This window comes from Saccharomonospora piscinae (assembly GCF_005862235.1).
In the GTDB taxonomy this organism is placed as follows: Bacteria; Actinomycetota; Actinomycetes; order Mycobacteriales; family Pseudonocardiaceae; genus Saccharomonospora; species Saccharomonospora piscinae.
The window spans coordinates 185,049-209,462 of record NZ_VCEK01000004.1 but is presented as its reverse complement, the minus strand read 5'-3'; the positions used below and the strand labels follow the sequence as shown (position 1 = coordinate 209,462).

Here is a 24,414-nt window from a genome sequence, read left to right as displayed (position 1 = left end):
CGAGGTTCTGTGTGCCGTACTCCAGGTGCGCTGCGCCACACACCCCGGTGTGGTCGCCTCGGGTGACGAACCCGCCACGTTGCGGGTACTGCTGTGGCGCCGCGCGCTCGACCCCCACATCGGACGCTGGTCCCTGCCCGGCGGCAGGCTGCGGCCCGACGAGGACGTGGAGCACTCGATCCGCCGCCAGCTCGCCGAGAAGGTCGACGTCAAGACGCTCGCTCACGTCGAGCAACTCGGCGTGTTCAGCGCACCCGCCCGCGTTCCCGGTCCCCGGGTGGTGGCCACCGCCTTCCTCGGACTGATCCCGTCCGACGTGGACCCCGTCGTCCCGGAGGACACGTCCTGGCACGACGTCGGGGACCTGCCCCGCACCGCCTTCGACCACCGGGAGATCGTGCTGCACGCACGCGATCGGCTGCGGGCCAAGCTGAGCTACACGAACGTCGGATTCGCGCTCGCCCCCGCCGAGTTCACCGTGTCCGCGCTGCGCCAGTTCTACTCCGCCGCACTGGGCTACCGGGTCGCCGCGACCAATCTGCAACGGGTACTCACCCGGCGCGGCGCGCTCGTGCCGACCGGGCGCACCGCCTCGCCCGGCCGGTCCGGCGGCAGACCGGCCGCCCTGTACCGCTTCGCGCACCGGGACATGCGGGTCACCGACCCGTTCGCCGTGTTCCGGCCGCCCGCTCCTGCCGCAGGCCGTGGCTCGCGAACGCGCGGGGGCACGGCCTAGCCCGTAACGTGAGATCGTGACTCACTCGGAAGGACACGACAGCGCGCCCTCGCCCACCACCCTGCCCCTGTTCCCGCTGCACACCGTGGCACTACCCGGCGTGCACCTTCCGCTGCACATCTTCGAGCCGAGATACCGCCAGCTCACCGTCGACCTGGTCACCGAGGTCGTGCCCGACCGCAGCTTCGGCGTGGTGGCCATCACCAACCCGTCGGTGGGGGAGGTCGAGCGAACCGAGCACGTGCACGCGACCGGCTGCGCCGTCACGCTCCGGGAAGCGCGGCGCCTGCCCGACGGGCGGTTCGACATCATCGGTACCGGCCACCGGCGGTTCCGGTTGCTGGACATCGACACCGCGTCGGCTCCGTACCTGTGCGGCACCGTCGAATGGGTCGACGACGAGCCGCTGCCCGACGGCGCCGACGAGGCTGCGGCGCGGCTCTCGGACATCTGCCGCGCCGCGCACCGCCGTTACTGCACCGTAGCCTGGGAATCCGACGGCTGGCGCTCCCCGCCCGGCGATCTCGGATACGACGCCCTCGCCTACCGGCTGGCTTCCGACTGCATCCTCCCCCTGCCAGATCGCCAGGAGCTGCTGGAGGAGCGGCACCCACTCCGCAGACTGCGGCTGACCTACCGGTTACTGGCTCGGGAGGCCGCGTTCGTGTCGGAACTCAGTGCCGTGCCCGCCCCGCACCACGACGTCGACGAGGCCCTGTCCCGGCCGAGCCTGAACTGAGGCTCCCGCGCTCAGCTCTCACCCCAGCCGTCTGCCCAGATCGTCGCGCGCGTTCCAGGCGGCCAGCGTGCCGTAGGCGAACGCGGTCGTGAGCGGCTGAGCGAGCAGGACCCAGGCCGACTCCAGCACCGGCGCCCGCTCCACCACCGCGCCCAGTTCGGGCGACTCGATGGCGGCGACCCGGGCCTGCGCGAAAGCCAGCCCCATCCGCATCGCCAGCCACGCGCCGAGCAGCGAGCCGAGCACGGCACCGACCACCATCACCGGACCCCGGCGCGCCCGCAGCAACCACACCACGACACCCACGAGCACACCGGTCACCAAACCCAGCAACACGAATATCGCCAGGCCGTCGAACCGGTGCCAGCTCTCCGCGGTCAACGGCGCCTGGGCCCCGTCGCGCGTGACGACCCGCACCCGCTGCGGCGGTGCGAGCTGTGCCCACACCCACCCCACGAACAGCCCGGCCAGGCTGATCAGCGAAGCGGCGCTGAAGGCGGGCAGCAGATCGGCCTTCGCCACGATCCGGGGAGGCCGGGGAGCCGGACCCGCAAGCGTCGGTGACCACCCGGTGCCTGCCTGATCGGACACTCCACACCCTTCCCCGCACGACGGAGCCCCTGTCTCGTGCGCGAGCCTAGCCGGTCGAGGAGGAGCCGGCGGAGGAGGTTTCCCCGTGCCTGCTGCACCGCGCCGTCCATCCGCTCGGAGTCACCTGCACCACCATGCGGCGCGCGCACTCCACGCAGTAGCGAGGCGGTTCGAGGACCGTACGCGGAGTGTCGCACTGCGCGTGACACTCCGCCGACCGCGGTTGCCCGCAGTGGCTGCAGTAGGCGGTGTTCACGCCGTCCTCACAGGGTGTCGCTCAGTGCCTTGATCGGCATTTTGAGGCCGCTCAGCATGGTCAGGTCCTGCTCGGCGGGCCTGCCCAGATTGGTCAGGTAGTTGCCGACGATGATGGCGTTGACGCCGCCGAGCATTCCCTGCTCGGCACCGAGGTCACCGAGCGTCAGCTCCCGGCCGCCCGCGAAGCGGAGCATGGTCCGCGGCATGGCCAGCCGGAACGCCGCGACCACGCGCAGCGCGTCCCTGCCCGCCACGACGTCGTAGGACTCGTACGGGGTTCCGGGTTGCGGGACGAGGAAGTTCATCGGCACCTCGTGCGGGTCCAGCTCGGCGAGCTGCACCGCGAACTCGGCGCGCTGCTCCTGGCTCTCACCCATCCCGATGATGCCGCCGCAGCACACCTCCATCCCCGCTTCGCGCACCATGGTGAGGGTCTCCCACCGTTCCTCCCACGAGTGCGTGGTCACGACGTCGGGGAAGTGCGAGCGCGCGGTCTCCAGGTTGTGGTTGTACCGATGCACTCCCATGTCGACGAGCTCGTCGACCTGCTCCTGGGTCAGCATTCCGAGCGAGCACGCGATCTGGATGTCGTTGCCCGAGTCGCGGATGGCTTTGATCCCGTCGCGCACCTGCGACATCAGCCGCGCGTCCGGCCCGCGCACGGCCGCCACGATGCAGAACTCCGTCGCGCCCGTGGCCGCGGTCTCGGCCGCGGCCTTCACCAGCCCCGGGATGTCGAGCCAGGCCGCGCGCACCGGCGTCGGGAAGCGACCCGACTGCGAGCAGAAGTGGCAGTCCTCGGGGCAGCCGCCCGTCTTGACGCTGACGATGCCCTCGACCTCCACCTCGGGCCCGCACCACCGCATCCGCACGTCGTGGGCGAGGGCCAGCAGGTCGGGAACGTGCTCGTCTTCGAGCCGGAGCACGTCGAGTACCTGCTGCTGCGACAACCCGATGCCCTGTTCGAGCACCTGCTCGCGCGCGATCGCGAGGATCTCCGACTCCGTGGTTGCGGCCGTCACGGCATCTCCTTCGGGCTTGCTGGGGTGTGGGGTGAGTCTGACGGACAGTGGCGGGGTGGCACAGCGACCTACGTCACGTCCGTCACGGCCTCGTCCCGTGCGAACACGTCGGGATCGAAGGTGCCACCCAGCCACGGGGAGAGCCCGCGACGGGCCTCGTCCACGAACTCCTGCCTGCTCGCGGAGGCCAGTCCCGCCGCCAGCGCCCCGAGCAGGGGTGCGCCGGCCGCCACCGGAAGATCGGTGACGTTGCTGCGTGCGGCGAGATCAGGCTTGTCCGGCCAGGCGCCGATCACGACGCCGAGCACGTCGAGACCGCGTCGAGTCGCCACCTCGGCGGTGAGGGCCGTGGCGTTGAGCGTGCCCAGTCCCGCCTCGGCCACGACGACGACCGGCGCGCCGAGCGCCCAGGCCACGTCGGCGAGGGTGCCCCCACCGGAGTCGAACCGCACGAGCAGACCGCCCGCACCCTCCACGAGGACGAGGTCGTGGTCGGAGAGCAGCCGGCTGGCGGCGGTCGCCGCCTGCGCCGGGGTGAGCTCGGCAAGCCCGCTGCGCCGCGCCGCCGCCTCCGGCGACAGCGGATCGGGGTAGCGGCGCAGTTCACAGGTGGTCACCTCACCGGCCAGCCGACGCACGTCGGCGAGGTCTCCCGGCTCTCCCGGCGCGACACCGGTCTGGGCGGGTTTCAGCACGGCGACCCGCTGACCACGGTCGACAGCCAGCGAGGCCACCGCCGCCGTCACCACAGTCTTGCCGACGCCGGTACCGGTTCCGGACATCACCAGCACGGTCACGGCAGCGACACTAATACCGCGGCCACCACGCCGTGTCACCCGGTCTTCACACCGGCTGGCTGGAACACCGTGGTCGCGCCGTCGAGCAGGTACACCTGGGCGGCCCCGACGTCGAAGTACATGCCGGTCAACGTCAGCTCTCCCCGGCGTTGGGCACCCGCCACCAGCGGGTCGTCCCGCAGGTGATCGAGTTGCTGCAGGACGTTGTGCAGGGCGAGCGCGTCGGCGGCGTCGGCGGGCGGTGTGGCACCCAACGTGACCGGTGGCGCGTCCCGCGAACGGCGGAGGGTGGCCGCACCGTGCCGCAACCACCGCCCCAACGCGGGCAAGCGCCCCGCCTCGCCGGACAGCAACGCGTTCATCGCCCCGCAGGAGGAGTGCCCGCACACCACGATCTCGCGCACCTTCAGCACGGCCACCGCGTACTCCACGGCCGCCCCCACCGAGGGGTCCGGCGCGTCCCGGTCCCCTCCCCCGCCTGGGACCGGAACCAGATTGCCGATGTTGCGCACGGTGAACAGGTCACCGGGACCACTCGTCGTGATCACGTTGGGGACCAGCCTGGCGTCGCTGCAGGTGAGAAACAGCGTGTGGGGCCGTTGATTCGACGCCAACCGCAGCAGTGTGTCCCTCACCAGCGGGGCGGTCCGCCACTGGAACTCCGACACGCCGCGGTGCACCGGTCCGTGGCGCTGTTCGGGGATCGTCACCCCGGCCTCCTCGGCCATCCACTCCGACCACGGTGCGAGCCACCGGGGCAGCACCCGGCCCGCCTCCTGCCTGCGCACGGTCGGAGCACGCGACTTGCCGTTGCCGTACCAGGGATGTCCCACCTCGTCGACCTCGACGGTGCCACCGCCGCGCTCGTAACCGTGCTGCCAGCTCGACAGGCACTCGAACGCGGCGTGGTCGAGATAGTCCACCACCAGTTCCAGCCGCACGGTGCGCTCGGGCGGGATCGCTCCGAGCACGGCGGACAGACGCGGCACGGAGAGGAAGGTGAGCACACCCTCCACGACGATGCGCCGCTGTTCTCCCTGCCCGACGACGTGGATACCCGACCACATCGTGCGGCGCAGCATGAGGGCCAGCGACAACGCCACGCCGAGCAGGACACCGGTCAGCAGGTCGATGACCACCACGCCCGAGAGCGTGACGAGGTACAGCGACAGGTCGCCGTGGCCCCGGACCTGCCGGATGGTGCGCACGTCCACCAGCTTGGCACCGACATACACCAGCAGCCCGGCCAGCGCCGCCAGCGGAATGCTCTGGATCAGCCCCGCCAGCACGACCGTGAAGAGCAGAACCCAGACACCGTGCAGCACGGTCGACGCTCGCGACCGGGCTCCGGCCGCGACGTTGGTCGAGCTGCGCACGATCACACCGGTGACGGGCAGTCCACCCAGCGCGCCGGACGTGATGTTCGCGGCACCCTGCCCGACCAGCTCCCGGTTGAGGTTCGCGCGCGGCCCGCTGTGCAACCGGTCGACGGCGACGGCCGAGAGCAGGGTCTCGACGCTCGCGATCAGTGCGACGGTGACCACGGCGAGCCCGAACTCGAACCAGCCGCCCGAGGGCAGCGACGGGACGAGATCGACGGCCAGGATGTCGGACGGCAGCTCGACCCGGTCGAGCGGCATCGGCAGGAGCACCGAGACCGCGGTGACCGCCGTGATCGCGGCCAGTGGAGCGGGCACGGTGGACAGCGGTGCGGGCAGGCGAGGCCACAGCAGCAGCAACGCGATGGTGCTCACCCCGATGATCGCGGCGGCGTCGTGGTGACCCACCAGCTGGCCCGGCAGCTCGGCGACGTTGGCCACCGCGGAGCTCTGCGGTTCGCCGCCGAGCACGATGTGGAGCTGGCCGAGCACGAGCGTGACGCCGATGCCCGCGAGCATCCCGTGGACGATGGCCGGTGCGATCGCCAGCGCCCCACGCGCGATCCGGCTCAGCCCGAGCACGATCTGCAAGGCCCCCGCGCACACGGTGATGGCACAGGTGACGACCCAGCCGAACTGCTCGATGGTCTCGGCCATCACGACGGTCAGTCCGGCGGCGGGGCCACTGACCTGAAGCGGCGAGCCACCGAGGACGCCGACCACGATGCCGCCCACGACGGCGGCGATGATGCCGGCCACGATCGGCGCGCCGGAGGCCAGCGCGATCCCGAGCGACAGTGGGACGGCGACGAGGAAGACGACGAGCGACGCGGGGAAGTCGTGGCGGACGACGCTCTTCCACGACGTTCTACTTCGGACTTTGTCCGCGGGTTCGTCGGCGGATCGCTCGGTGGTGCGGGGGGTGCCGGTCATGGTCAACCTCCTGGTTCCCGTCGGGTTGGCCGCGAGACCAGGTAACAGCAGATCCGGCGAAAAGTCCGCTATCGACAAGGACGTTCATGTTCTTCGCCGTTCCCCAACGTCACGACGGGAGCCGCACACCGCCGGAGCGATCGCGCGCGAGTGGTTCAGCTCTCACCCGATCCGAGAAGGTTTCCGGTCCGGGCGTGGCTGACCGTGGCGACTTTCCCTCCACCGAGCCGCCGATCGACCTGAACGAGTGGTTTCCCGGGTTCAGTCCACTCGCAGCGCGAACAGCACCGTTGGCGCACCCACGCCGCCGGGTCAGGCAACCCGGGCCGTCGCGACCATCGCCTCGGCGACGAGCGCCACATCCGCGTCGGAGCTCACGTACGGCGGCATCGTGTAGATCAGGTCCCGGAACGGCCGCAGCCACACTCCGCGCGACGTGAGCGACGCCGTGGCCGCCGCCATGTCGACGGGGTGATCGAGCTGGACGACCCCGATCGCGCCCAGCACGCGGACGTCCACCACACCCGGCACCTGTGTCGCGCCGGCCAGACCGTCCCGCAACCCGCGCTCGATGCGGGAGACGTCCGAACGCCATGTCCCGTCCGCCAACAGGCCGACGGAAGCGCTGGCCACGGCCGCCGACAGGGGATTTCCCATGAAGGTCGGCCCGTGCGCCAGGACCGGAACCTCGCCCCGCGAGATGCCGTCGGCCACCGAGGCCGTACACAGGGTGGCAGCCATCGTGAGGTATCCGCCGGTCAGCGCCTTGCCCAGGCACAGCACGTCCGGCGTCACCCCGGCATGCTCCGCGGCGAACAGTGCGCCGGTGCGGCCGAACCCGGTGGCGATCTCGTCGAACACGAGCAGCACCCCGCACCGCTCCGTGACCTCCCGCAGCACGCGCAGGTACTCCGGGTTGTGGAACCGCATCCCGCCCGCACCCTGTACCACGGGCTCCACCACGACGGCGGCCAGCTCGTCGGCGTGCTCCTCCACCGCCCGCACCAGTTCATCCACATAGGACTGGTCGACGGGCGCGCCGTATCCCGCGGGTGGCGCGGGCACGAACACCTGCTCGGGCAGCACCCCGCGCCACAGCGAGTGCATCCCGCCCTCGGGATCGCAGACACTCATCGGGTGGAACGTGTCACCGTGGTATCCGCCGCGCCACGTGAGCACCCTTCGCTTGTTCTCGCGTCCCGTCGAGCGCCAGTACTGCAGGCACATCTTGAGGGCCACCTCGACCGAGACCGAGCCCGAATCGCAGAGGAAGACGTGCTCCAGCCCCTCCGGGGTGATGTCCACCAGCGTGGTGGCCAGCCGGATCGCGGGCTCGTGCGTCAGCCCGCCGAACATGACGTGGCTCATCCGGGCCGCCTGCCCCGTCAGCGCCGCGTCCAGGGCGGGGTGGCGGTAGCCGTGGATGGCGGCCCACCACGACGACATGCCGTCGACCAGTTCGCTGCCGTCGGCCAGCCGCAACCGCACTCCCGACGCCTCCTCGACGAGAAGTGGGGGCACCGTGGCCGGCATCGGGCCGTAGGGGTGCCACACGTGGCGGGTGTCGAGGTCGAGCAGCTCGCGGCGGGTGGAGTCGGGCGTCATGCCAGGCACCCTACGACGTCCCGGCTACGGTGGTGACATGCCGACCAGCGCCCGCTACCGGCCGATCACCGTCGAGCGCCTGGTGGACGAACTCGCCGATCGCGTCGCCGCTCTCGCGGCGGGCCGCCGGTGGACCCGGGTGCTCGTCGACGGCGCCGACGGGGCCGCCGGAGCGGGGTCACTGGCGGACGCGCTGGTCGATCCCGTGCGGGTGCGGGGGCACGAGGTGCTGCGCGTGGCGGCCTCGGACTTCCTGCGACCCGCGTCACTCCGGCTCGAACGCGGCAGGACCGACCCGGACTCCCGCTACGACGACTGGCTCGACGTGGCGGCCCTGCGGCGGGAGGTGCTGACACCGGTGGAGCCCTCGGGCACCGGCATGGTGCTGCCCGCGCTGTGGGACGCGGGCCGCGACCGCGCGTTCCGCCGCTCCCGCACCCCGCTGGCGGACGGGGGCGTGGTGCTGCTCGACGGCGAGCTGCTGCTGGGCAGGCGACTTCCGGCCGAGCTCAGCGTTCACCTGTGGTTGTCACCCGGTGCCCTGCGGCGGAGGGTTCCCGAGGACACGCGGTGGGCGCTGCCCGCTTACGCGCGTTACGAGCGGGAGGTCCGGCCCGCCACGACCGCGGACGTGGTGGTGCGGGTGGACGATCCGCGCAGGCCCGCGTTACGCGAGGGCTGAGCCTTCCCGTGCCGGCGCTCAGCCGCGCGTCCGGCCACCGCGGGGGGACGGTGGCACGGCCGCGGGAGCCGGGAGGCGCTCGCCGCTCAGCAGGGCGGCCATCCGGGCGGCCAGCACGTCCCAGCGCCAGTGCTCGCCGACCCAGCGGCGCCCGGCCTGTCCCATGCGCCGGGCCCGCACGGGATCGGCGAGCAGCGCGGCGAGTGTCTCGACGAGCTGGTGGCGTTGCCTGCCGTCCACGACGTGCCCGGTGACCTCGTCGAGCACGGTCTCCGGAGCGCCACCGGAGTGCCCGGCCACCACCGGCAGCCCCGCCGCCGACGCCTCCAGGTAGACGATGCCGAGCCCCTCGACGTCCAACCCGGCGCCCCGGGTGCGGGCCGGCATGGCGAAGACGTCGCCCGCGGTATAGTGCGCGGGCAGCTCCGAGGAGGGCACCGACCCGGTGAAGACCACGTGCTCGGCCACACCGCAGCGCTGCGCGAGCGCCGTGAGTTTCGCGCGGTAGGGTCCGCCGCCGACGAGCAGCAGGGTCGCGCCCGGCACCCTGCGGCGTAGTTCGGGCAGCGCCGTGACCAGCGCGTCCTGCCCTTTCCGGGGCACGAGCCGGGACACGCACACGACGGTGGGGCGGTCTCCGAGCCGGTAGCGGCGCCGCAGCCGCGCCCGCGCCGCGTCGTCGGGACGGAACACCTCGGTGTCCACTCCGGACGGAAGGTGCTCCAGACCGGCACCCGGCCCGAAGGCGGAGGCGAAGCGGTGGCGCGTGTAGCGGCTGACGAACGTGACGACGTCGGTGGTGTCGCCGATCCGGCGCAGGGCCTGACGGGACAGCGGCAGCATCGACCAGCCGACCTCGTGGCCGTGCGTGGAAGCGACGATCCGGCCCGCGCCGGCCCGGCGCAGGGACGGGCCGAGCAGGGCCAGCGGCGCGGCGGCACCGAACCACACCGTCTCGCAGCCCCGCGACCGGAGCAGGCCGCTCGCCCGCCGGAGCACGTCCGGGGTCGGCAGCATCAGCGACGTGGGATGGCGCACCACCTCGAACGGCTGGTCGGCGTCGAACTCGGTGTGCGAGCCCGACTCCCGCTGCCAGGACGGCGCGTAGACCACGAGGTCGTCGGCCGGCAGCCGGGTGGCCAGCGCGTGCAGATACGACTGGATGCCCCCGGGCCGGGGCGGGAAGTCGTTGGTCACCAGCAGCGTGCGAGGCATGGTGCGAGACTATCCCGCCCCGGTGGGGGCGTCCGTGTGCCGGTCAGGCCACGCGGCGTGCGCCGCTGAACTGGTCCTGAAGCGGTGCCACCTTGACCACGTCACCCGTCGTGGGGGCGTGCACCATGTTGCCGCCGCCGATGTAGATCCCGACGTGCGACACCGGCGAGTAGAAGAACACCAGATCGCCCGGCTGCAGCTGCGACCGCGACACCGGGGTGCCGTAGGTCGACTGCGACGAGCTGGTACGCGGGATGTTGATCCCCGCCTGTGCGTAGGCCCACGAGGTCAGCCCCGAGCAGTCGAACTGGCTCGGGCCCGTCGCGCCGTACACGTACGGGCTGCCCAGCTTGCTCATCGCCGCGTCGATCGCCGTCTGCGCGGCGGGGCCGGGCGCGGTGATGGGCCCCACGTCGGGACCGGTGTCCTGCTGGGCCGCCTGGTCCGCCGCACTCAGCTGGTTGGCCTGCGCGGCCAGTTCGGCCTTCTGGTCCTCCAGCTTGTCCTTGCGGACCTTGAGATCGGCGGCGATCTCGGCGGCCTTGTCCTTGGCCTTCTTCGCCTTCTGCTGCGCGGTCGCCGCCTCGCTGCGGCTGCCCTCGGCCCGCTCGACGGCGTCCCGCAGCGCGGACAGCGCCCGGTTCTGATCGGCCGCCAGCAGGTCGATGGCCGACGACCGGTCGAGGAAGTCGCTCGGCGAGTCGACCGTGAGCAGGGCCGACAACTTGCTCAGCTGCGCGCCGCTGGTGAACGACGCACCGGCGAACTTGTCGACCTCCTCCCGGAACTCCTCCTCGTCCGCGCGAGCGTCCCGCTCGGCGTCCTTGGCCTTGCCGAGCTTCTTGGACAACTTGTCGAGTTCGTCCTGCTTGGCTTCCAGATCCTCCTGGGCCTTGAGGTAGTCCTCGTTGAGCCGCTCGGCCTTGGCGGCGATCTCCTGGTACTCCTCCAGAGCGTCGGACGTGCTCTGGGGCTGTTGCGGTGCGGGGAGCGCCGGTGTCGCTGTCGCGGGCGCCTGGGTGAAGGTGACGACCGCGATCACGGCGCACGCCGCCAGCGCTCCTGACACCACGCGTTTCACGGGATGCGACTGCACGTCGCGTGGGTCTCCTTTGCTCTCCGGCCGCCTGCCGGTACGGACAACACCGCGGTGATCACGACCTCGGGCATCACACAACATCTGCCGATGGAGTTCCGACATCCGGTGCCGAGCACACCCGCGTCCGCGTCCGGCCCAGCTCCCCGACAAGCTGTTCCCGGCGGCGATCCCGCGTCGCCGACCCTGGTGGAACGGCTGACTGGCGCGAGATCTCGGCCAGATTACGAAAGAGTGTTCATGGCGTCCACCAACCGAGCGAAGGGAATCGGTGACCGTGCGTGGAGCGGTGTTCGGACCAGCGGTTTGTCGCCTGCTGTGATCAGGGCAACATGTTCACCTGATCATGACACCAACCGTTCACCCGATCGGATGGACCGCTCAGCGAAAATCCCCTCCGGAGCGTGGCGGACGCGCGTTGCGACTGCCGCTTCCCGGGCCGCGAGAAGAACCCGGGATTTCCGCTCAGGCCGCGTGCCGCAGCGGCGGCACCATTCCCGCGTCGGCCAGTAGTCCGATCGCCCGCACTTCCTCCCGATTCCACCGCAACGGTCGCGAACCGGCCACCACGACGGAGACCACACAGCGGGCGCAGTGCGATTCCCGGAACAGACACCGCGCGCAGTCGACCGTCACCGCCGCGCTTTCCGGCGCGACATCGGCCGTGCCCGTGACCTCGGAGTTCTCGATCTCATCCATGAGTGACACGGTACGAATGCCACCGACAATTCCCGCCCGCCGCCGATGAAGCCCGCGAACGGTTCCGTTCACCCGAGTCACGGGCGGCGGTATTCCCAGTGCCACGGTTCCTCCCGATCACTGCCTTCCCGCGCCCAGCGCGGATGTGTCCATCCGAAATCGGCGGCATGGGCTCGCAACCAGTCGTGCTCGGCGGTGCCGAACGTCTCCGCCCCACCGCACAGATCGACGGCCACACCCCAGCCGTGGGCACTCGTTCCCGGTTCGGCGGCGAGCTCCGGTTTGCGCTGGTGCAGTTCCAGCTGCATCTCCAACGTCCGGTAGGAGTCGGTCAGGCACAGCCGCTCCCCGAGCGCGCCGGTGTAGGCCGCGTCCAGCGCGGCGAGATCCCGTGCGGCGTCACAACGCAGCGCGTGCGGTTCCGTTCGCAGCGGGCACAGCACGCCGTCCGGGATGAGGCCGTTCGGATACCCGCCCCACGCGAACGGGGAGGGCTCGGCCCCGCCCTGGCCCGCGGCACTCGACGGGAGGATGCCGCCGCAGCGCCACGTCGGCGCCGACCCGGCCGCCGAGGCCCCCAGCGCCTCGCCCCGCGTGTGCGGGCCGAGGCTCGGCCGCACCACTCCGAGCACTCCCCGCGGATCCGGGACTCGCGCGGTCACCACGGCCGCCGCCGTCGCGTCGGCCACCACCATCGTCCCGGGCCCGACGATCAGGCCCACGGACTGCACGCCGTACCGGTCCGAACCGACGATCACGAGGTCTCCCGCGACGGCATCGGCCTGCCGCACCCGGTGGCCCGACGCCCACTGCCGTTCGGCGGTCGCGGGCACCGTGATGCCGACCCTGTCGTAGAGGCCGCTCACCAGCCCGGCGCACGAGAACGCGCCGGGCCCGTCACCGCCGTGCTCGTACGGCGCTCCCACGGTCCGCAGGGCCGCCGACACCACGGCCACCACCTCCCGGGGCAGCACCGGCTCCGGCACCCCGGCCGCCGAGGCGACACCCCGCTGGAGACCGCCGTCCGCGGCAGGCACCGGGCGCAGCCCCGGCGGCAACCGCGACGGGTCCCGCAGTGCCCGCGCCGGAGGCGGCCGGATACCCGCCCCGGCCAGCGCGTCGAGCCGCGCCGACCACGCCGCGTCCGACGGCGAGTCGTGCCGGCGCTGCTCCGCCAGCGAGCCGTGTGCACCGGTCGCACTCCACAGCAACAACGTGATCAACAACAACGTCGACAGCCCGAATGCGCGCATCCCGCCTCCGTCCGAGCGCGTCCGTTCGAGAGCGGGAATACCACCCCGGACGCCGCCTAGACGCGACCGAGCCGAGTCAGTAGCACCGCGGCGGGAACGGCATGGGCTCCCGACGCGCACACCGAGGTCACCACGGCCTGGTCCGAGGTCGCCACCACCACGGGGCGGCCCTGCGGTTCCGAACGCACGAGTGAGCGGATGACGTCGTCGGCGAGCACGCCGGGGTCCGAGAACAACACCCGGACGCCGCGAGGGCCCGCCGCCGGGATGGACGTCACGTCCGCGCCGTCGAAGACCACCGTGATCTCGGCGCGCGTGCGGGAGGCGAGTGCGCCGAGCTGCCGCACGAGCCGCTGCCGTTGCTCCACCAGCGCCAGCTCCGGGTATCCGGTCTTGGTGACGTTGTAACCGTCGACCACCACGTGCACGTTCGGCAGCTGGAGCAGGGTGTCGAGCGCGGTGGGCTCGGACACGCGGCCTCCTCGGCGGCCGGGGCTCGCGCCGGCCACCGTGTCGGCGGGCCTGCGCGGGCTGGACTCGACCAGCAGGTCCCGGCGCAGGCCGTCGACCGCTCCGCTGATGGTGTCGAGCAACGTGGTGAGCCGCACCTCGTCGGCCGCTCGCGCCTCGCGCGCGGACTGCCGGGCCGCCTCGGCCTCGGCGACGGCGCGCTCGGCCCTCGCGCGCTCCGACTCCGTCTTCTGCCGCTCGCGCTCCATCCGGACCGTCATCGCGCGGATCTCGCCGTCGCGCTCCGCTTCGGCGCGCTCGCGGGCCGCGACGGCCTCGTCGGCGGTGTCCTTCGCGCGCCGAACCACCACGCCCTGCTCGCGCAACCTGCCCCGCAACCGGACGAGCTCGTCCTCGCGCTCGGTGCGCGAGCGCTCGACCCGGTCCTGCGCGTCCTCCAGCTCCGCTCGAAGCCGGTCGACCTCCGCCTCCAGCCTGCGCACCCGGGCCACGGCCGCGTCGCGCTCGGCCCGAAGCGTGGCCTCCTCGGCGTTGCGGGCCACGAGCCGCACGCGGCTCGACGCGCTCGACTCGCCGAGCAACACCGCGGCAGCGGCGGCGGCGACCGGGTCGTCGTCGTTCGGGTTGAGCGCGTCCACCCGGTGCCCGCGCAGCCATTCCAGCACGGCGGTACGGAACCGGGCGGAATCCCGCAACGCGCTCAGCAACGCCGTGCCGCCGAGCTTGGCGCGCTTGGCCGGGGCGAACCGCGCCACCGGGCGCAGCTGGCGCGGCACGTCCTCACCGGAGAGCTTGCCCACGGCCGCGGCGGCGAGTTCCGCCACCCGCTCCCGCACCGGCTCGGGAAGGCCGAGCCAGTCGACGGGTTCGGCGACCGGACCGCTCGCGGCTTCCCCCTCGCCGGGCGCACCGACGGGCTCGCCGGGAGCCGGTTCGGACGGCTCCTCGGGCGGCTCGGGGTGCGCGGACGACGACAGCATCGGTCCAGCTTAGGTTCTCCATCGGCGAACCGCGCCCCCGTGGTCGTCACGGAGTGGCGTCGATGATGAGCGCGGCCGTGATCACGTCGCGGGCCCACCGCGTCCGGAACTGTCGGTAGCGCTGCCTAGGGTGTCCGCTCATGCAACTGGCGTTCGACGAGCTGGGGACTCTCCTGCGTGACGTCACGTTCGTCGTCGTCGATCTGGAGACCACCGGTGGAGCGCCCAGCGACGCGGGCATCACCGAGATCGGCGCGGTCAAGGTGCGCGGCGGCGAGGTGGTGGGCGAGTTCGCGACCCTGGTCGACCCCGGTGGGCCGGTCCCGCCGCAGGTGGTGGCCCTGACCGGCATCACAACGGCGATGGTGCGTGCCGCTCCCCGTCTCGGCCGCGTGCTGCCCGCGTTCCTGGAGTTCGCCGCCGGGGCGGTCCTGGTCGCCCACAACGCCCGGTTCGACACGGCGTTCCTCCGGGCCGCCTGCGAGACGCACGGCTACCCGTGGCCGAACCCCGCCGTGGTCTGCACGCTCACGCTGTCCCGGCGCGTCCTCGGCCGCCACGAGACCCGGAGCCACCGGCTGTCCGCGCTCGCGACACTGTTCGGCGCGCGGACCACACCCACCCACCGCGCGCTCGACGACGCCAAGGCCACCGTGGACGTGCTGCACGGTCTGCTGGAGCGGATCGGCTCGCTCGGAGTGCAGTCGCTGGAGGAACTGCTCGGCTACCTGCCCGACGTCACGCCCACGCAGCGCCGCAAGCGCCACCTCGCCGCACACCTGCCCGGGGCTCCGGGTGTCTACCTGTTTCGCGGCCCGTCCGACGAGGTGCTCTACGTCGGCACCGCGAGCGACCTGCGCCGCCGCGTACGGCAGTACTTCACGGCGTCCGAGGGCCGGGGCCGGATGAAGGAGATGGTGTCGGTGGCCGAGCGGGTCGAGGCGGTCGAGTGCGCGCACTCGCTGGAGGCGGGCGTGCGGGAGCTGCGGCTGCTCGCCGCGCACCGGCCCGCCTACAACCGGCGGTCGCGAAACCCGGGCAAGGTCTGGTGGGTGGCACTCACCGACGAGCCGTTCCCCCGGCTTTCGGTGGTGCGACGACCCCGCGACGGCGCACTGGGCCCGTTCTCGTCGCGCAACCGCGCGACGACCGTCGCCGACACGCTCGCCGGCCTGGCCCGGCTTCGCACCTGCACCCGCCGCATCCCCGCCGCAGGCAGCGCGGAGGCCCCCTGCGTGCTGGCGGAACTCGGCCGCTGCGGCGCACCCTGCTCCGGTGCCCAGACGACCGTGGACTACGCGCCCTCGGTGCGGCTCGTCACCGGGCTCGTGGAGGGACGGGACACCACACTCCTGCATCGGGGTCACGACCAGCTCGGCGAGCTCGCGGCGGCACAGCACTTCGAGCGCGCCGCTCGCAGGCGCGACGAGCTGGTGGCGCTGCTGCGGGCCGTCGCCAAACGGCATCGGCTCGCCGCGCTGGCCTCGGTCGCCGAACTCGTCGGAGCGGCACCCGACGGCGCGGGCGGCTGGGAGTTCGCCGTGGTGCGCCACGGCAGGCTCGCCTCGGCCGGTGTCGCACGTCGCGGGACTCCACCGCTGCCCGTCGTGGACGCCCTCGTCGCCTCGGCCGAGACCGTGCTGCCGGGCACGGGGCCGTTGCGCGGCGCCAACGCCGAGGAGACGGCGTTGCTGTGGCGGTGGCTCACCCGGCCCGGAGTCCGGCTGGTCCGCACGTCGCAACCGTGGGCGGAACCCGGCCACGGCGCGGGCCCGTGGCGCGACTGGCTCGGCACCGCCGACACCGCCACCGACCTGGAACGCACCGCCGACGCCCTGGGGTGAGTACCCTCACCACCCCGTACTCTCAGCGCACGGAAGCGACCCGCTCGACAGCAGCGACTGCAAGGAGGCCCCGTTGGTTACCGCGATCGTGCTCATCCACGCCGCGACGGACACCATCCCCGAGACCGCGCAGGCGATCGCGGACATCGACGGCGTGTCCGAGGTCTACTCGTGCGCCGGAGACGTCGACCTCGTCGCGGTACTCCGGGTGTCGAGTCACGAACAGCTCGCCGACGTCATCCCCGGCCGCATCGGCAAGGTCTCCGGTGTCCTCGACACCGTCACCCACATCGCGTTCCGGTCCTACTCCAGCGCCGACACCGAGTCGGCGTTCGACATCGGACTCGACGACGACTGACCCGCGCACGGGAAAGGGCCCCCGCCGCCGTCCTTCGCAGACGGTCGGCGAGGGCCCTTCTCCGGTGTCGTGCGGCCGACGACGTTCAGCGCCGCCTCGGCGACCCCGCCTCCTCGGGCTGCGGAGCCTCCAGCTCACCGCCCTCGGGGTAGTCACCGTGAGCGGTCTTCGCGCGCTCCAGCGCCGCCGTCTCCTCCGGCGGGTCCGGCGACCACATCGAGCCCGCGACCGGCTTGCCCGCGGTGCCGAGCTCGTTCATCTTCTTCGGCACCGCCGCACCCTGGTACTCCAGTGGCACCGGGTGGCCGTGCCCGTCGACCGGGCCGAGCGGCTGGTGGACCTCGATGAACTCACCGTGCGGCAGGCGCTTGATGATGCCGGTCTCCACACCGTGCTCCAGCACCTCCCGGTCGGATCGCTGAAGACCCAGGCAAATCCGGTAGGTGATGAAGTACGCCAGCGGCGGCAGCACCAGCAGCCCGATCCGGCCCGCCCACGTCATCGCGTTCAGCGAGATGTCGTACTTGAACGCGATGATGTCGTTGAAGCCCGACAGCTCCAGCACCATGAAGAACGTCAGCGCCATCACGCCGAGGCTGGTCCTCACCGGCGCGTCACGGGGCCGTTGCAACAGGTTGTGGTGAGCCGTGTCCTTCGACAGCTTCCGTTCGATGAACGGATACAGGATCAGCAGGCCGAACAACAGTCCCATGCCGATGGCGCCCGCGAAGAACACGGGCGGCACCGTGTAGTTGCCCAGGTACAGCTCCCACGCCGGATAGATCCGGAGGATGCCGTCGGCCCAGGCCAGATACCAGTCGGGTTGTGATCCCGCGGACACCTGCGACGGGTTGTACGGCCCGAGGTTCCACACCGCGTTGATCTGGAACACACCGGACATCAGCGCGGTGAAGCCCGCCACCACGGCGAACCAGGCACCGCCCTTGAGGGCGAAGACCGGCATGATGCGCACGCCGACGACGTTGGACTCCTTGCGGCGCACGCCGGGGAACTGCGTGTGCTTCTGGTACCACACCAGCGCGAGGTGGACGGCCACGAGCGCCAGCATGATGCCCGGGACGATCAGGATGTGCAGGGCGTACATCCTCGGCACGATCACCGTGCCGGGGAACTCCCCGCCGAACAGCGCCCAGTGCGCCCAGGTGCCGATCACCGGAACCGACAGCGTGATGCCCGACAGCGTCGCGCGGATGCCCGTGCCCGAGAGCAGGTCGTCCGGCAGCGAGTAGCCGAAGAAGCCCTCGAACATACCCAGGATCAGCAGCAGCGCGCCGATGACCCAGTTGGCCTCACGCGGCCTGCGGAACGCGCCGGTGAAGAACACCCGGAACATGTGCACGAACATCGCCGCGACGAAGATCAACGCGGCCCAGTGGTGAACCTGGCGGATGAACAGGCCGCCCCGGACCTCGAACGAGATCTCCAGCGTCGACTCGAACGCCCGCGTCATCTCGACGCCCTGAAGGTTGCGGTACGGGCCGTCGTAGACGACCTCCGCCATCGAGGGGTCGAAGAACAGCGTCAGGTAGACCCCGGACAGGATCAGGATGATGAAGCTGTAGAGGGCGAGCTCACCGAGCAGGAACGACCAGTGGGTCGGGAAGACCTTGTTCAGCTGGTGCCGCAGCCCCTTGGCCATGAAGTAGCGCTGGTCCGCGTTGGTCGCGGCCTGGGCGGCGTGCTTCGAGAGCAAGCCGGAGCCCTTCGTCGGCGTGGTGAGTGAGCTCATGACTTGCGCTCCCAATAAGCCGGTCCGATCGGCTCGACGAAGTCGTGCCGAGCGATGAAGTACCCATCAGTGTGCACCGTGATGGGTAGCTGCGGCAGCGCGCGCGTCGCGGGTCCGAACACGGGCTTCGCGTACTGCAGCATGTCGAACTGCGACTGGTGACACGGGCACAGCAGCCGGTTCGTCTGCTGCTCGTAGAGCGACGCCGGGCAGCCGACGTGCGTGCAGATCTTCGAGTAGGCGTAGTAGGTGCCGTAGTTGAAGTCCTCCTGGCCCTGCCGCTTCACGACGGCCTCGGCGTCGTTGGTGCGCAGGCGGATCAACATCACGGGGTTGTCGCCGCGCTTCAACGCGACCGACAGGGCGTGCGGGTCGTCGCGCTCCGACTCCCGGAACGGGAACACCGTCTCCATCGCGCCCGCGTCGAGGTCCTCCGGGCGGACGAGGGAGATCTCCTCGGAGTTGCCGGTGTTGCGCCGCAGGTAGACGATCTCGCCGGGATACTCCTGCATCCAGCCGGTGTGCAGCAGCGAATCCGGGCTGTTGGGGTCGTCCCACGGGTCCTTGATGAACCCGGCCACGGGCAGTGCCACGGTGCCGAGACCGAGCACACCCGCGCCGAGACCGGCCGTGCGCTTGATCATCGAACGGCGGGCGATGGTGCTGCGCTCGCCGGAGTCGGCCAGCTGTGCCACGATCGTCTTGCGGTCGATCTCGGCCGAACCCTCGCCCATGTTGTCGGTGCGCTGCTGCACGGCCAGCTCGTTGGGCACGAACCGCTTCGTGTAGAGCAGGATGCCGATCGACAGGGCGAGCACCGACACACCCAGCGTGATCCCGAGGGCGGGCGTGTACAGGCTGTAGAGGGAATGTCCCTCGTCCGACGGCGGGACGTACTCCGAGGGCCACCAGATCAGGGCGCCCAGAAACGCCAGTCCCGCCAGGGTCGCGAGGACGAACCACAACGCGATCACGCGCTGGGCCCGCTTCTCGGCCTTCGTGTCCTTGACCGGCCACGGCTCGGGGTAGTTGACGATCTCGACCCCGTCCAGCCTCGCACCGAGCCGCACGAGTTCCTCGCGGCTCATGCCCGCGAGTTGCTCGTCGCTCGGCCGCTGCTCCGGCCCGTTACCGCTACTCATGTTGTGTGAACCTGCCTCGCTGTACTCCGCGTGCCGGGCGTCAGCCCCGTCAGCCCCTTGTCCTCGGCCGTCCGCATGCGCTAAGCCCTCGATCCGATCCAGAGGGTGGCACCCACCAGCGCGCCGATGCCGACAACCCAGGCGATGACGCCCTCCGAGGCGGGCCCGAGCCCGCCCAGACCGTTACCGCCGGGCGAGTTGTTGCCGTCGGCGACCGACTTCACGTACGCGATGATGTCCTGCTTCTCCTCGGGGGAGATCTGGCGGTCCGAGAACTTCGGCATGTTCTGCGGCCCGCTCTGCATCGCGGTGTAGATCTCCTCCTCCGACGCGGGGCCGAGCGCCGGGGCGTACTTGCCCGCGGACAGCGCGCCACCCTGCCCCGTGAAGTTGTGGCAGGAGGCGCAGTTGAGCCGGAAGAGTTCCGCCCCCCGCGCGGGGTTGGAGCCGCGCAGCGCGGCACCCGACTCCTCGGGCCGCTGCGGGCCACCGCCGTTGGCCTGGATGTAGGCGCCCAGCGCGTCGATCTCCTCCGGCGACAGCCTGGCGGGCTTGCGCGACGCCTGCGCCTCCTGGCGGGCCATCGGCATCCGGCCACTGGAGGTCTGGAAGTACACGGACGCCTCGCCGACACCGATCAGGCTCGGCCCACGGTTCTCGACGCCCTGCAGGTTCTCGCCGTGGCAGGAGATGCAGGTGTTGTTGTAGATCTGCTCACCCTTACGGATCAGGGCGGGATCCTCCTGCGCCTGCGCGGTCTGCGGCTCGGGCGCGAACACGGCATAGAGGCCGCCCGCGCTCAGTAGCGCGACCCCGAGCGCCAACGTTCCGGCCATCCTGCGGCGGAATTTCGTACGGCGGCCAGCCCGCCTCTCCTCGGCGGCGCCGGGCTTCTTCTTGAAGATCATCTTCTGCGGCAACCCTTGCTGTCAGTTCGGCCGGATACTTCGAGGTCAGGGAACGATGTAGATCACCGCGAACAGCCCGATCCACACGATGTCGACGAAGTGCCAGTAGTAGGAGACCACGATCGCCGACGTCGCCTGCGCCGGCGTGAACTTACTCAGCTTCGTCCTGACCAGCAGGAAGACGAACGCGATCAGACCGCCGATGACATGCAGCCCGTGGAAGCCGGTGGTCATGTAGAACACCGTGCCGTAGGCGCCGGACGGGATCGTCACGCCCTCGCTGATCAGCGTGATGTACTCACCGACCTGACCGGCGACGAAGACCGTGCCCATGAGCAGGGTGATGAGATACCAGCGGCGGAGCCCGAAGACGTCACCGCGCTCGGCGGCGAACACGCCGAACTGGCAGGTGAACGACGACGCCACCAGGATGATGGTGAACGGCAGCGCGTACGCGATGTCGAGGTGGATCGGCTCGCCGGTCGCCGGGTTGGCCGGGGGCCAGATGCCGGACTCGTTCTGCGCCTTGACCGTGAAGAACATCGCGAACAGCCCAGCGAAGAACATGAGCTCGCTGGACAGCCACACGATCGTGCCGACGCTGACCATGTTCGGCCGGTTGAGCGAGTGCACTCGCTGGCTGATGGAAGGAGCTGCCGTTGTCACGGCTCGCATTATGTCTCCCCTCGACCGGGCGTCGCAGATCGGGTCCTACGGACGGTCGTGCACGAAGCGAAAACGCTACCGAAAGGCACCTGAACCCGCTGGGTACCGGGCCCTTCCGCCCGATAGCATGAAGCGCGTCACCACCCCCGAGGCAAAGGACGCGGAGATGACCGGGCAGGCGAAGAAGATCCTCGTTTTCAGCCACAAGGCGGCGGTGCGCGACTCGATCATCAACGCGGTCGGCAGGCGACCCGCCACCGACCTGGGAAAAGTCACCTATGTCGAGGCCGACAACGTGGCCGACGTGATCGCCGAGATGGACTCGGGCGAGATCGACCTCGGGATCTTCGACGGTGAGGCGCAGCCCACGGGTGGCATGGGTCTCACCCGCCAGCTCAAGCACGAACTGGACGACTGCCCGCCTATCGTGGTGGCCGTACGGCGCAGGGACGACCAGTGGCTCGCCACCTGGTCACAGGCCGAGGCCGTGCTGGTTCACCCGCTCGACCCGCTGACCGCAGCCGAGACGGTGGCGGACGTGTTGCGCAACACCGGCGTCGCCGTGCCGGGCGGGCTCGGCCGCTGAGCGCGAACCGGGGCCCGACAAGCCCCGAACTGTGACGATCACGACTCACCGGAGCCCCAGCGCCCCGGCAGACGACCCGCCGGACGAGCCGCTCGCCCGGCGGCCCGGAGACCACCATGGCTGAACACACCTGGCCCACCGTCCTCAACCAGCTCATCGAGCGCACCGACCTGTCCGAGGACGCCACGGCGTGGGCCATGGACCGGGTGATGTCCGGCGAGGCCACCCCGGCCCAGATCGCGGGGTTCGCGGTGGCGTTGCGCGCCAAGGGCGAGACCGCCGCCGAGATCTCGGGGATGGCACGCGCCATGCTGGCGCACGCGAACCGGGTCGAGCTGGCCGTACGCACGGTCGACATCGTGGGAACCGGCGGCGACCGCAAGGGCTCGGTGAACATCTCCACCATGACGTCGCTGGTGGTCGCCGCCGCCGGAACCCCTGTGGTGAAGCACGGGAACCGGGCCGCCTCGTCGAAGTCCGGCGCCGCCGACGTGCTGGAGGAACTCGGCGTCACCATCGAGGCCACGCCCGAGGAAGTGCGGCGCTGTGTCGAGGAACTCGGCATCGGGTTCTGCTTCGCGCCCGCCTTCCACCCGGCCTACCGGCACACCGGGCCACCTCGCCGCGAGCTGGGCGTACCGACGGCGTTCAACCTGCTCGGTCCGCTGACCAACCCCGCGCAACCCACCGCGGGCCTCATCGGGTGCGCCTACGCGGACAAGGCGCCGGTGCTGGCCGAGGTCTACGCCCGGCGCGGCCACAGCGTGCTGCTGGTGCGGGGCGACGACGGCCTCGACGAGCTCACCACGACCACCACGAGCACCGCCTGGCTCGTCTCCGGCGGTGAGATCCGCACCGAGACCGTCGATCCCGCCGCCCTGGGTATCCCGGCGGCCGACCCCGACGCACTACGTGGTGGCGACGCGGCGGCCAACGCCGAGGTCGTCAGGGACCTGGTCCACGGCAAGCCGGGCCCGGTTCGGGATGCCGTCCTGCTCAACGCCGCAGGCGCCCTCGCCGCGTACGCGGGGTTCTCCGGTGACCTCACCGAGGACCTGCGTGCGGGGCTACAGCTGGCCACAACGGCCGTCGACTCCGGAGCCACCGCCGAGCTGCTCGGCCGCTGGATCGCACGCGCCTGACCCTGGCACGACGCACGAAGGGCGGGGACCGGCGAACCGGAAACCCCGCCCTTCGTGCGGAAAACGACGGTCAGTGGTGGCCTGGCCCGGTGTGGTACTCGAACACCAGGCCGCCGATGGCGATGAGCAGCGCGACACCGCTGACGATGATCAGCCACACCTGGAAGAACGCCAGTGCGACACCGGCCAGCGCGGCGGCGGCGGCGACCCCGACCGGCCAGTAGCTACCGGGGCTGAAGAAACCCAGGTCCCCGGCGCCGTCGCTGATCTCGGCGTCCTCGTGGTCCTCGGGCCGGGGCTCGATGCGCCGGGCGACGAACCGGAAGTAACTCCCGACCAGCAGCGCCAGCCCACCCGACAGGATGAGCGCCACCGTACCGATGGGTTCGACCCCGTCCTCGGTCATGTTGCCGGTGAGCACCGCATAGATGATCGCGACGACGAAACCGAAGATCGCGACGATGTCGAAAACCCGGGCTTCGACCTTCATGAGCGTGTGTCCTTCTTACTCGATCGCTGGGTCACTTCTCGACGCCGCTCAGCCGGACGCGGTGCGCGCCGTGCGGTCCGTCGAGAACGGGCTCGTGGTCGTCGCGAACGGGTCGCACAGCTGCTCGTCGCAACCCTCGCCCTGCATGATGCTCAGCGCCTGCGCCGCCGAGTTCGGCTGGCCCGTCTCGGGGTTCACCTGCGTGCGCAGTTCGAGGTAGCGGTCGAACTTGTCCGGGGACAACGCCCTGACCTCGAAGTTCATCATCGAGTGGTAGCTGCCGCACAGCTCGGCGCAGCGGCCGACGAAGGCACCTTCCCTGTCGATGGTGTTCTGGAAGGTGTTGTCCTGGTTGTTCTTGTCCGGGTGCGGCATCACGTCACGCTTGAAGTGGAACTCCGGCACCCAGAAGGAGTGAATGACGTCGGTGGACTCCAGGTTGTACTGGATCCGCCGGTCGGTGGGCAGCACGAGCAGCGGGATCTCGCTGGAGCTGCCGACCGTGTTGACGGGCTGCCCGTCGGGCGTCTCCGCGTCGGGGTAGGCGAACTCCCAGTTCCACTGGAACGCCGTCACGTCGACGACCACGTCCGGGTCCTCCTCCTCCGCGAGCACCGACTGTTCGGTGACCACGGTGAAGAAGAAGAGAACGCAGACCATGACGATCGGCAGCACGACGACGAAGAGTTCGAGCGGCACGTTGTACTGGAACTGCCTCGGCAGCGCCTCGGTCGAGCCCTTCTTCCTGCGGTGGAACGCCATCGTCCAGAAGATGAGGCCCCACACGATCACGCCGACGACCAGCGCGGCCACGACCGACCAGGTCCAGAGGTTGCGCATCTGCTCGGCTTCCGGCGTCACCCCGCCGGGCCAGCCGAATCGCAGGATCTCCTCGCCCGAACAACCGGTCGCCGTCAGTGCGACGAGGCCACCGAGCGCGGCGATTTTGCCTGCCCTGCCCCGTCGTGTGCCCCGGGTGCGCTGTGGAACGCCCACTCCGTGATGCCTCCTCGCCCGATCCTTCCAACGCATGGGACTCTAGCCCAGACCCGGGACGGCGGCGTCACCGCCT

At 71.0% G+C, this 24,414-nt stretch carries 24 protein-coding genes; 7 read left to right on the top strand and 17 right to left on the bottom strand.

The features are described 5' to 3' along the window. Positions 1-25 precede the first annotated feature (25 nt). Positions 26-736, top strand: coding sequence for an NUDIX hydrolase (locus tag FFT09_RS17280; protein WP_138383565.1), 711 nt, complete (start codon positions 26-28; stop codon positions 734-736). 16 nt (positions 737-752) lie between these two features. Then, the gene (locus tag FFT09_RS17275) at positions 753-1,475 is read left to right on the top strand and encodes an LON peptidase substrate-binding domain-containing protein (protein WP_081194716.1); all 723 of its coding nucleotides are present in this window, start codon (positions 753-755) and stop codon (positions 1,473-1,475) included. Positions 1,476-1,493: 18 nt separating this feature from the next. Here the strand turns inward: FFT09_RS17275 and FFT09_RS17270 are convergent, their stop codons facing one another. The 6 genes from FFT09_RS17270 to FFT09_RS17245 form a co-directional block, all read right to left on the bottom strand. Continuing rightward, positions 1,494-2,066 (bottom strand): DUF2567 domain-containing protein, encoded by a 573-nt coding sequence (locus tag FFT09_RS17270; RefSeq protein WP_024876075.1) that lies wholly within the window; start codon positions 2,064-2,066, stop codon positions 1,494-1,496. 46 nt (positions 2,067-2,112) lie between these two features. Next, the gene (gene bsaP, locus FFT09_RS23340) at positions 2,113-2,322 is read right to left on the bottom strand and encodes a biotin synthase auxiliary protein BsaP (RefSeq protein ID WP_081194714.1); all 210 of its coding nucleotides are present in this window, start codon (positions 2,320-2,322) and stop codon (positions 2,113-2,115) included. A 7-nt stretch (positions 2,323-2,329) separates the two neighbouring features. Beyond that, complete coding sequence (bioB, locus tag FFT09_RS17260; RefSeq protein ID WP_024876076.1) at positions 2,330-3,346, bottom strand: biotin synthase BioB; 1,017 nt, start codon at positions 3,344-3,346, stop codon at positions 2,330-2,332. A 68-nt stretch (positions 3,347-3,414) separates the two neighbouring features. Further along, positions 3,415-4,128 carry a dethiobiotin synthase gene (bioD, locus tag FFT09_RS17255; RefSeq protein ID WP_176218367.1) on the bottom strand — a complete coding sequence of 238 codons (714 nt, stop codon included), beginning with the start codon at positions 4,126-4,128 and terminating at the stop codon, positions 3,415-3,417. Between the two features lie 50 nt (positions 4,129-4,178). Then, entirely contained in the window at positions 4,179-6,455 is a 2,277-nt protein-coding gene (locus FFT09_RS17250; protein WP_138383336.1) for a SulP family inorganic anion transporter, read from the bottom strand. Between the two features lie 312 nt (positions 6,456-6,767). Next, positions 6,768-8,060, bottom strand: a complete 1,293-nt coding sequence (locus tag FFT09_RS17245; protein WP_138383335.1) for an adenosylmethionine--8-amino-7-oxononanoate transaminase — start codon at positions 8,058-8,060, stop codon at positions 6,768-6,770. Between the two features lie 37 nt (positions 8,061-8,097). On the opposite strand from FFT09_RS17245, the gene FFT09_RS17240 reads away from it, so the two are divergent. After that, complete coding sequence (locus tag FFT09_RS17240) at positions 8,098-8,742, top strand: nucleoside/nucleotide kinase family protein (RefSeq protein ID WP_138383334.1); 645 nt, start codon at positions 8,098-8,100, stop codon at positions 8,740-8,742. Positions 8,743-8,760: 18 nt separating this feature from the next. On the opposite strand, the gene FFT09_RS17235 is transcribed toward FFT09_RS17240, so the two are convergent. The 5 genes from FFT09_RS17235 to FFT09_RS17215 all read right to left on the bottom strand — a co-directional run bounded on the left by FFT09_RS17235 (position 8,761) and on the right by FFT09_RS17215 (position 14,456). Continuing rightward, on the bottom strand, positions 8,761-9,957 hold the full coding sequence (locus tag FFT09_RS17235; protein ID WP_138383333.1) for a glycosyltransferase family 4 protein: 1,197 nt from the start codon (positions 9,955-9,957) through the stop codon (positions 8,761-8,763). A gap of 43 nt (positions 9,958-10,000) precedes the next feature. Beyond that, entirely contained in the window at positions 10,001-11,053 is a 1,053-nt protein-coding gene (locus FFT09_RS17230; RefSeq protein ID WP_208544447.1) for a C40 family peptidase, read from the bottom strand. 465 nt (positions 11,054-11,518) lie between these two features. Further along, complete coding sequence (locus tag FFT09_RS17225) at positions 11,519-11,752, bottom strand: hypothetical protein (RefSeq protein ID WP_138383332.1); 234 nt, start codon at positions 11,750-11,752, stop codon at positions 11,519-11,521. 77 nt (positions 11,753-11,829) lie between these two features. Further along, on the bottom strand, positions 11,830-13,005 hold the full coding sequence (locus tag FFT09_RS17220; protein WP_138383331.1) for a M15 family metallopeptidase: 1,176 nt from the start codon (positions 13,003-13,005) through the stop codon (positions 11,830-11,832). 56 nt (positions 13,006-13,061) lie between these two features. After that, the gene (locus tag FFT09_RS17215) at positions 13,062-14,456 is read right to left on the bottom strand and encodes an NYN domain-containing protein (RefSeq protein WP_138383330.1); all 1,395 of its coding nucleotides are present in this window, start codon (positions 14,454-14,456) and stop codon (positions 13,062-13,064) included. 140 nt (positions 14,457-14,596) lie between these two features. Between FFT09_RS17215 and FFT09_RS17210 the strand changes: the two genes are divergently transcribed. Both FFT09_RS17210 and FFT09_RS17205 read left to right on the top strand, forming a co-directional pair. Next, positions 14,597-16,300, top strand: a complete 1,704-nt coding sequence (locus FFT09_RS17210; RefSeq protein WP_138383329.1) for a DEDD exonuclease domain-containing protein — start codon at positions 14,597-14,599, stop codon at positions 16,298-16,300. Between the two features lie 73 nt (positions 16,301-16,373). Further along, positions 16,374-16,658, top strand: coding sequence for an Lrp/AsnC family transcriptional regulator (locus FFT09_RS17205; RefSeq protein ID WP_024876087.1), 285 nt, complete (start codon positions 16,374-16,376; stop codon positions 16,656-16,658). A gap of 85 nt (positions 16,659-16,743) precedes the next feature. Here the strand turns inward: FFT09_RS17205 and qcrB are convergent, their stop codons facing one another. The 4 genes from qcrB to ctaE form a co-directional block, all read right to left on the bottom strand. Beyond that, entirely contained in the window at positions 16,744-18,408 is a 1,665-nt protein-coding gene (qcrB, locus tag FFT09_RS23075; protein WP_138383328.1) for a cytochrome bc1 complex cytochrome b subunit, read from the bottom strand. After that, entirely contained in the window at positions 18,405-19,550 is a 1,146-nt protein-coding gene (qcrA, locus tag FFT09_RS17195) for a cytochrome bc1 complex Rieske iron-sulfur subunit (protein WP_081194695.1), read from the bottom strand. The genes qcrB and qcrA overlap by 4 nt, the downstream gene beginning before the upstream one ends. Before the next feature lie 80 nt (positions 19,551-19,630). Next, complete coding sequence (gene qcrC, locus FFT09_RS17190) at positions 19,631-20,458, bottom strand: cytochrome bc1 complex diheme cytochrome c subunit (RefSeq protein ID WP_081194693.1); 828 nt, start codon at positions 20,456-20,458, stop codon at positions 19,631-19,633. A 45-nt stretch (positions 20,459-20,503) separates the two neighbouring features. Further along, the gene (gene ctaE / locus FFT09_RS17185; protein ID WP_138383327.1) at positions 20,504-21,133 is read right to left on the bottom strand and encodes an aa3-type cytochrome oxidase subunit III; all 630 of its coding nucleotides are present in this window, start codon (positions 21,131-21,133) and stop codon (positions 20,504-20,506) included. A gap of 157 nt (positions 21,134-21,290) precedes the next feature. On the opposite strand from ctaE, the gene FFT09_RS17180 reads away from it, so the two are divergent. Together FFT09_RS17180 and trpD are read left to right on the top strand one after the other, a co-directional pair. Beyond that, positions 21,291-21,710 carry a hypothetical protein gene (locus FFT09_RS17180; protein WP_024876092.1) on the top strand — a complete coding sequence of 140 codons (420 nt, stop codon included), beginning with the start codon at positions 21,291-21,293 and terminating at the stop codon, positions 21,708-21,710. 116 nt (positions 21,711-21,826) lie between these two features. Next, positions 21,827-22,852 (top strand): anthranilate phosphoribosyltransferase, encoded by a 1,026-nt coding sequence (gene trpD / locus FFT09_RS17175; RefSeq protein WP_081194691.1) that lies wholly within the window; start codon positions 21,827-21,829, stop codon positions 22,850-22,852. A 70-nt stretch (positions 22,853-22,922) separates the two neighbouring features. Here the strand turns inward: trpD and FFT09_RS17170 are convergent, their stop codons facing one another. Together FFT09_RS17170 and ctaC are read right to left on the bottom strand one after the other, a co-directional pair. Then, positions 22,923-23,342: a cytochrome c oxidase subunit 4 gene (locus FFT09_RS17170; RefSeq protein WP_081194689.1), complete on the bottom strand. Its 420-nt coding sequence runs from the start codon at positions 23,340-23,342 to the stop codon at positions 22,923-22,925. A gap of 48 nt (positions 23,343-23,390) precedes the next feature. Beyond that, positions 23,391-24,338 (bottom strand): aa3-type cytochrome oxidase subunit II, encoded by a 948-nt coding sequence (gene ctaC / locus FFT09_RS17165; protein WP_081194687.1) that lies wholly within the window; start codon positions 24,336-24,338, stop codon positions 23,391-23,393. Positions 24,339-24,414 lie beyond the last annotated feature (76 nt).

Bases quoted from the DNA above. Each gene is read 5' to 3' on its own strand.
- bioD (WP_176218367.1), bottom strand. From the start codon at position 4,128: ATGTCCGGAACCGGTACCGGCGTCGGCAAGACTGTGGTGACGGCGGCG.
- FFT09_RS17250 (WP_138383336.1), bottom strand. From the start codon at position 6,455: ATGACCGGCACCCCCCGCACCACCGAGCGATCCGCCGACGAACCCGCG.
- FFT09_RS17245 (WP_138383335.1), bottom strand. From the start codon at position 8,060: ATGACGCCCGACTCCACCCGCCGCGAGCTGCTCGACCTCGACACCCGC.
- FFT09_RS17240 (WP_138383334.1), top strand. From the start codon at position 8,098: ATGCCGACCAGCGCCCGCTACCGGCCGATCACCGTCGAGCGCCTGGTG.
- FFT09_RS17235 (WP_138383333.1), bottom strand. From the start codon at position 9,957: ATGCCTCGCACGCTGCTGGTGACCAACGACTTCCCGCCCCGGCCCGGG.
- FFT09_RS17225 (WP_138383332.1), bottom strand. From the start codon at position 11,752: ATGGATGAGATCGAGAACTCCGAGGTCACGGGCACGGCCGATGTCGCG.
- FFT09_RS17220 (WP_138383331.1), bottom strand. From the start codon at position 13,005: ATGCGCGCATTCGGGCTGTCGACGTTGTTGTTGATCACGTTGTTGCTG.
- FFT09_RS17215 (WP_138383330.1), bottom strand. From the start codon at position 14,456: ATGCTGTCGTCGTCCGCGCACCCCGAGCCGCCCGAGGAGCCGTCCGAA.
- FFT09_RS17210 (WP_138383329.1), top strand. From the start codon at position 14,597: ATGCAACTGGCGTTCGACGAGCTGGGGACTCTCCTGCGTGACGTCACG.
- qcrB (WP_138383328.1), bottom strand. From the start codon at position 18,408: ATGAGCTCACTCACCACGCCGACGAAGGGCTCCGGCTTGCTCTCGAAG.
- qcrA (WP_081194695.1), bottom strand. From the start codon at position 19,550: ATGAGTAGCGGTAACGGGCCGGAGCAGCGGCCGAGCGACGAGCAACTC.
- qcrC (WP_081194693.1), bottom strand. From the start codon at position 20,458: ATGATCTTCAAGAAGAAGCCCGGCGCCGCCGAGGAGAGGCGGGCTGGC.
- ctaE (WP_138383327.1), bottom strand. From the start codon at position 21,133: ATGCGAGCCGTGACAACGGCAGCTCCTTCCATCAGCCAGCGAGTGCAC.
- FFT09_RS17180 (WP_024876092.1), top strand. From the start codon at position 21,291: ATGACCGGGCAGGCGAAGAAGATCCTCGTTTTCAGCCACAAGGCGGCG.
- trpD (WP_081194691.1), top strand. From the start codon at position 21,827: ATGGCTGAACACACCTGGCCCACCGTCCTCAACCAGCTCATCGAGCGC.
- FFT09_RS17170 (WP_081194689.1), bottom strand. From the start codon at position 23,342: ATGAAGGTCGAAGCCCGGGTTTTCGACATCGTCGCGATCTTCGGTTTC.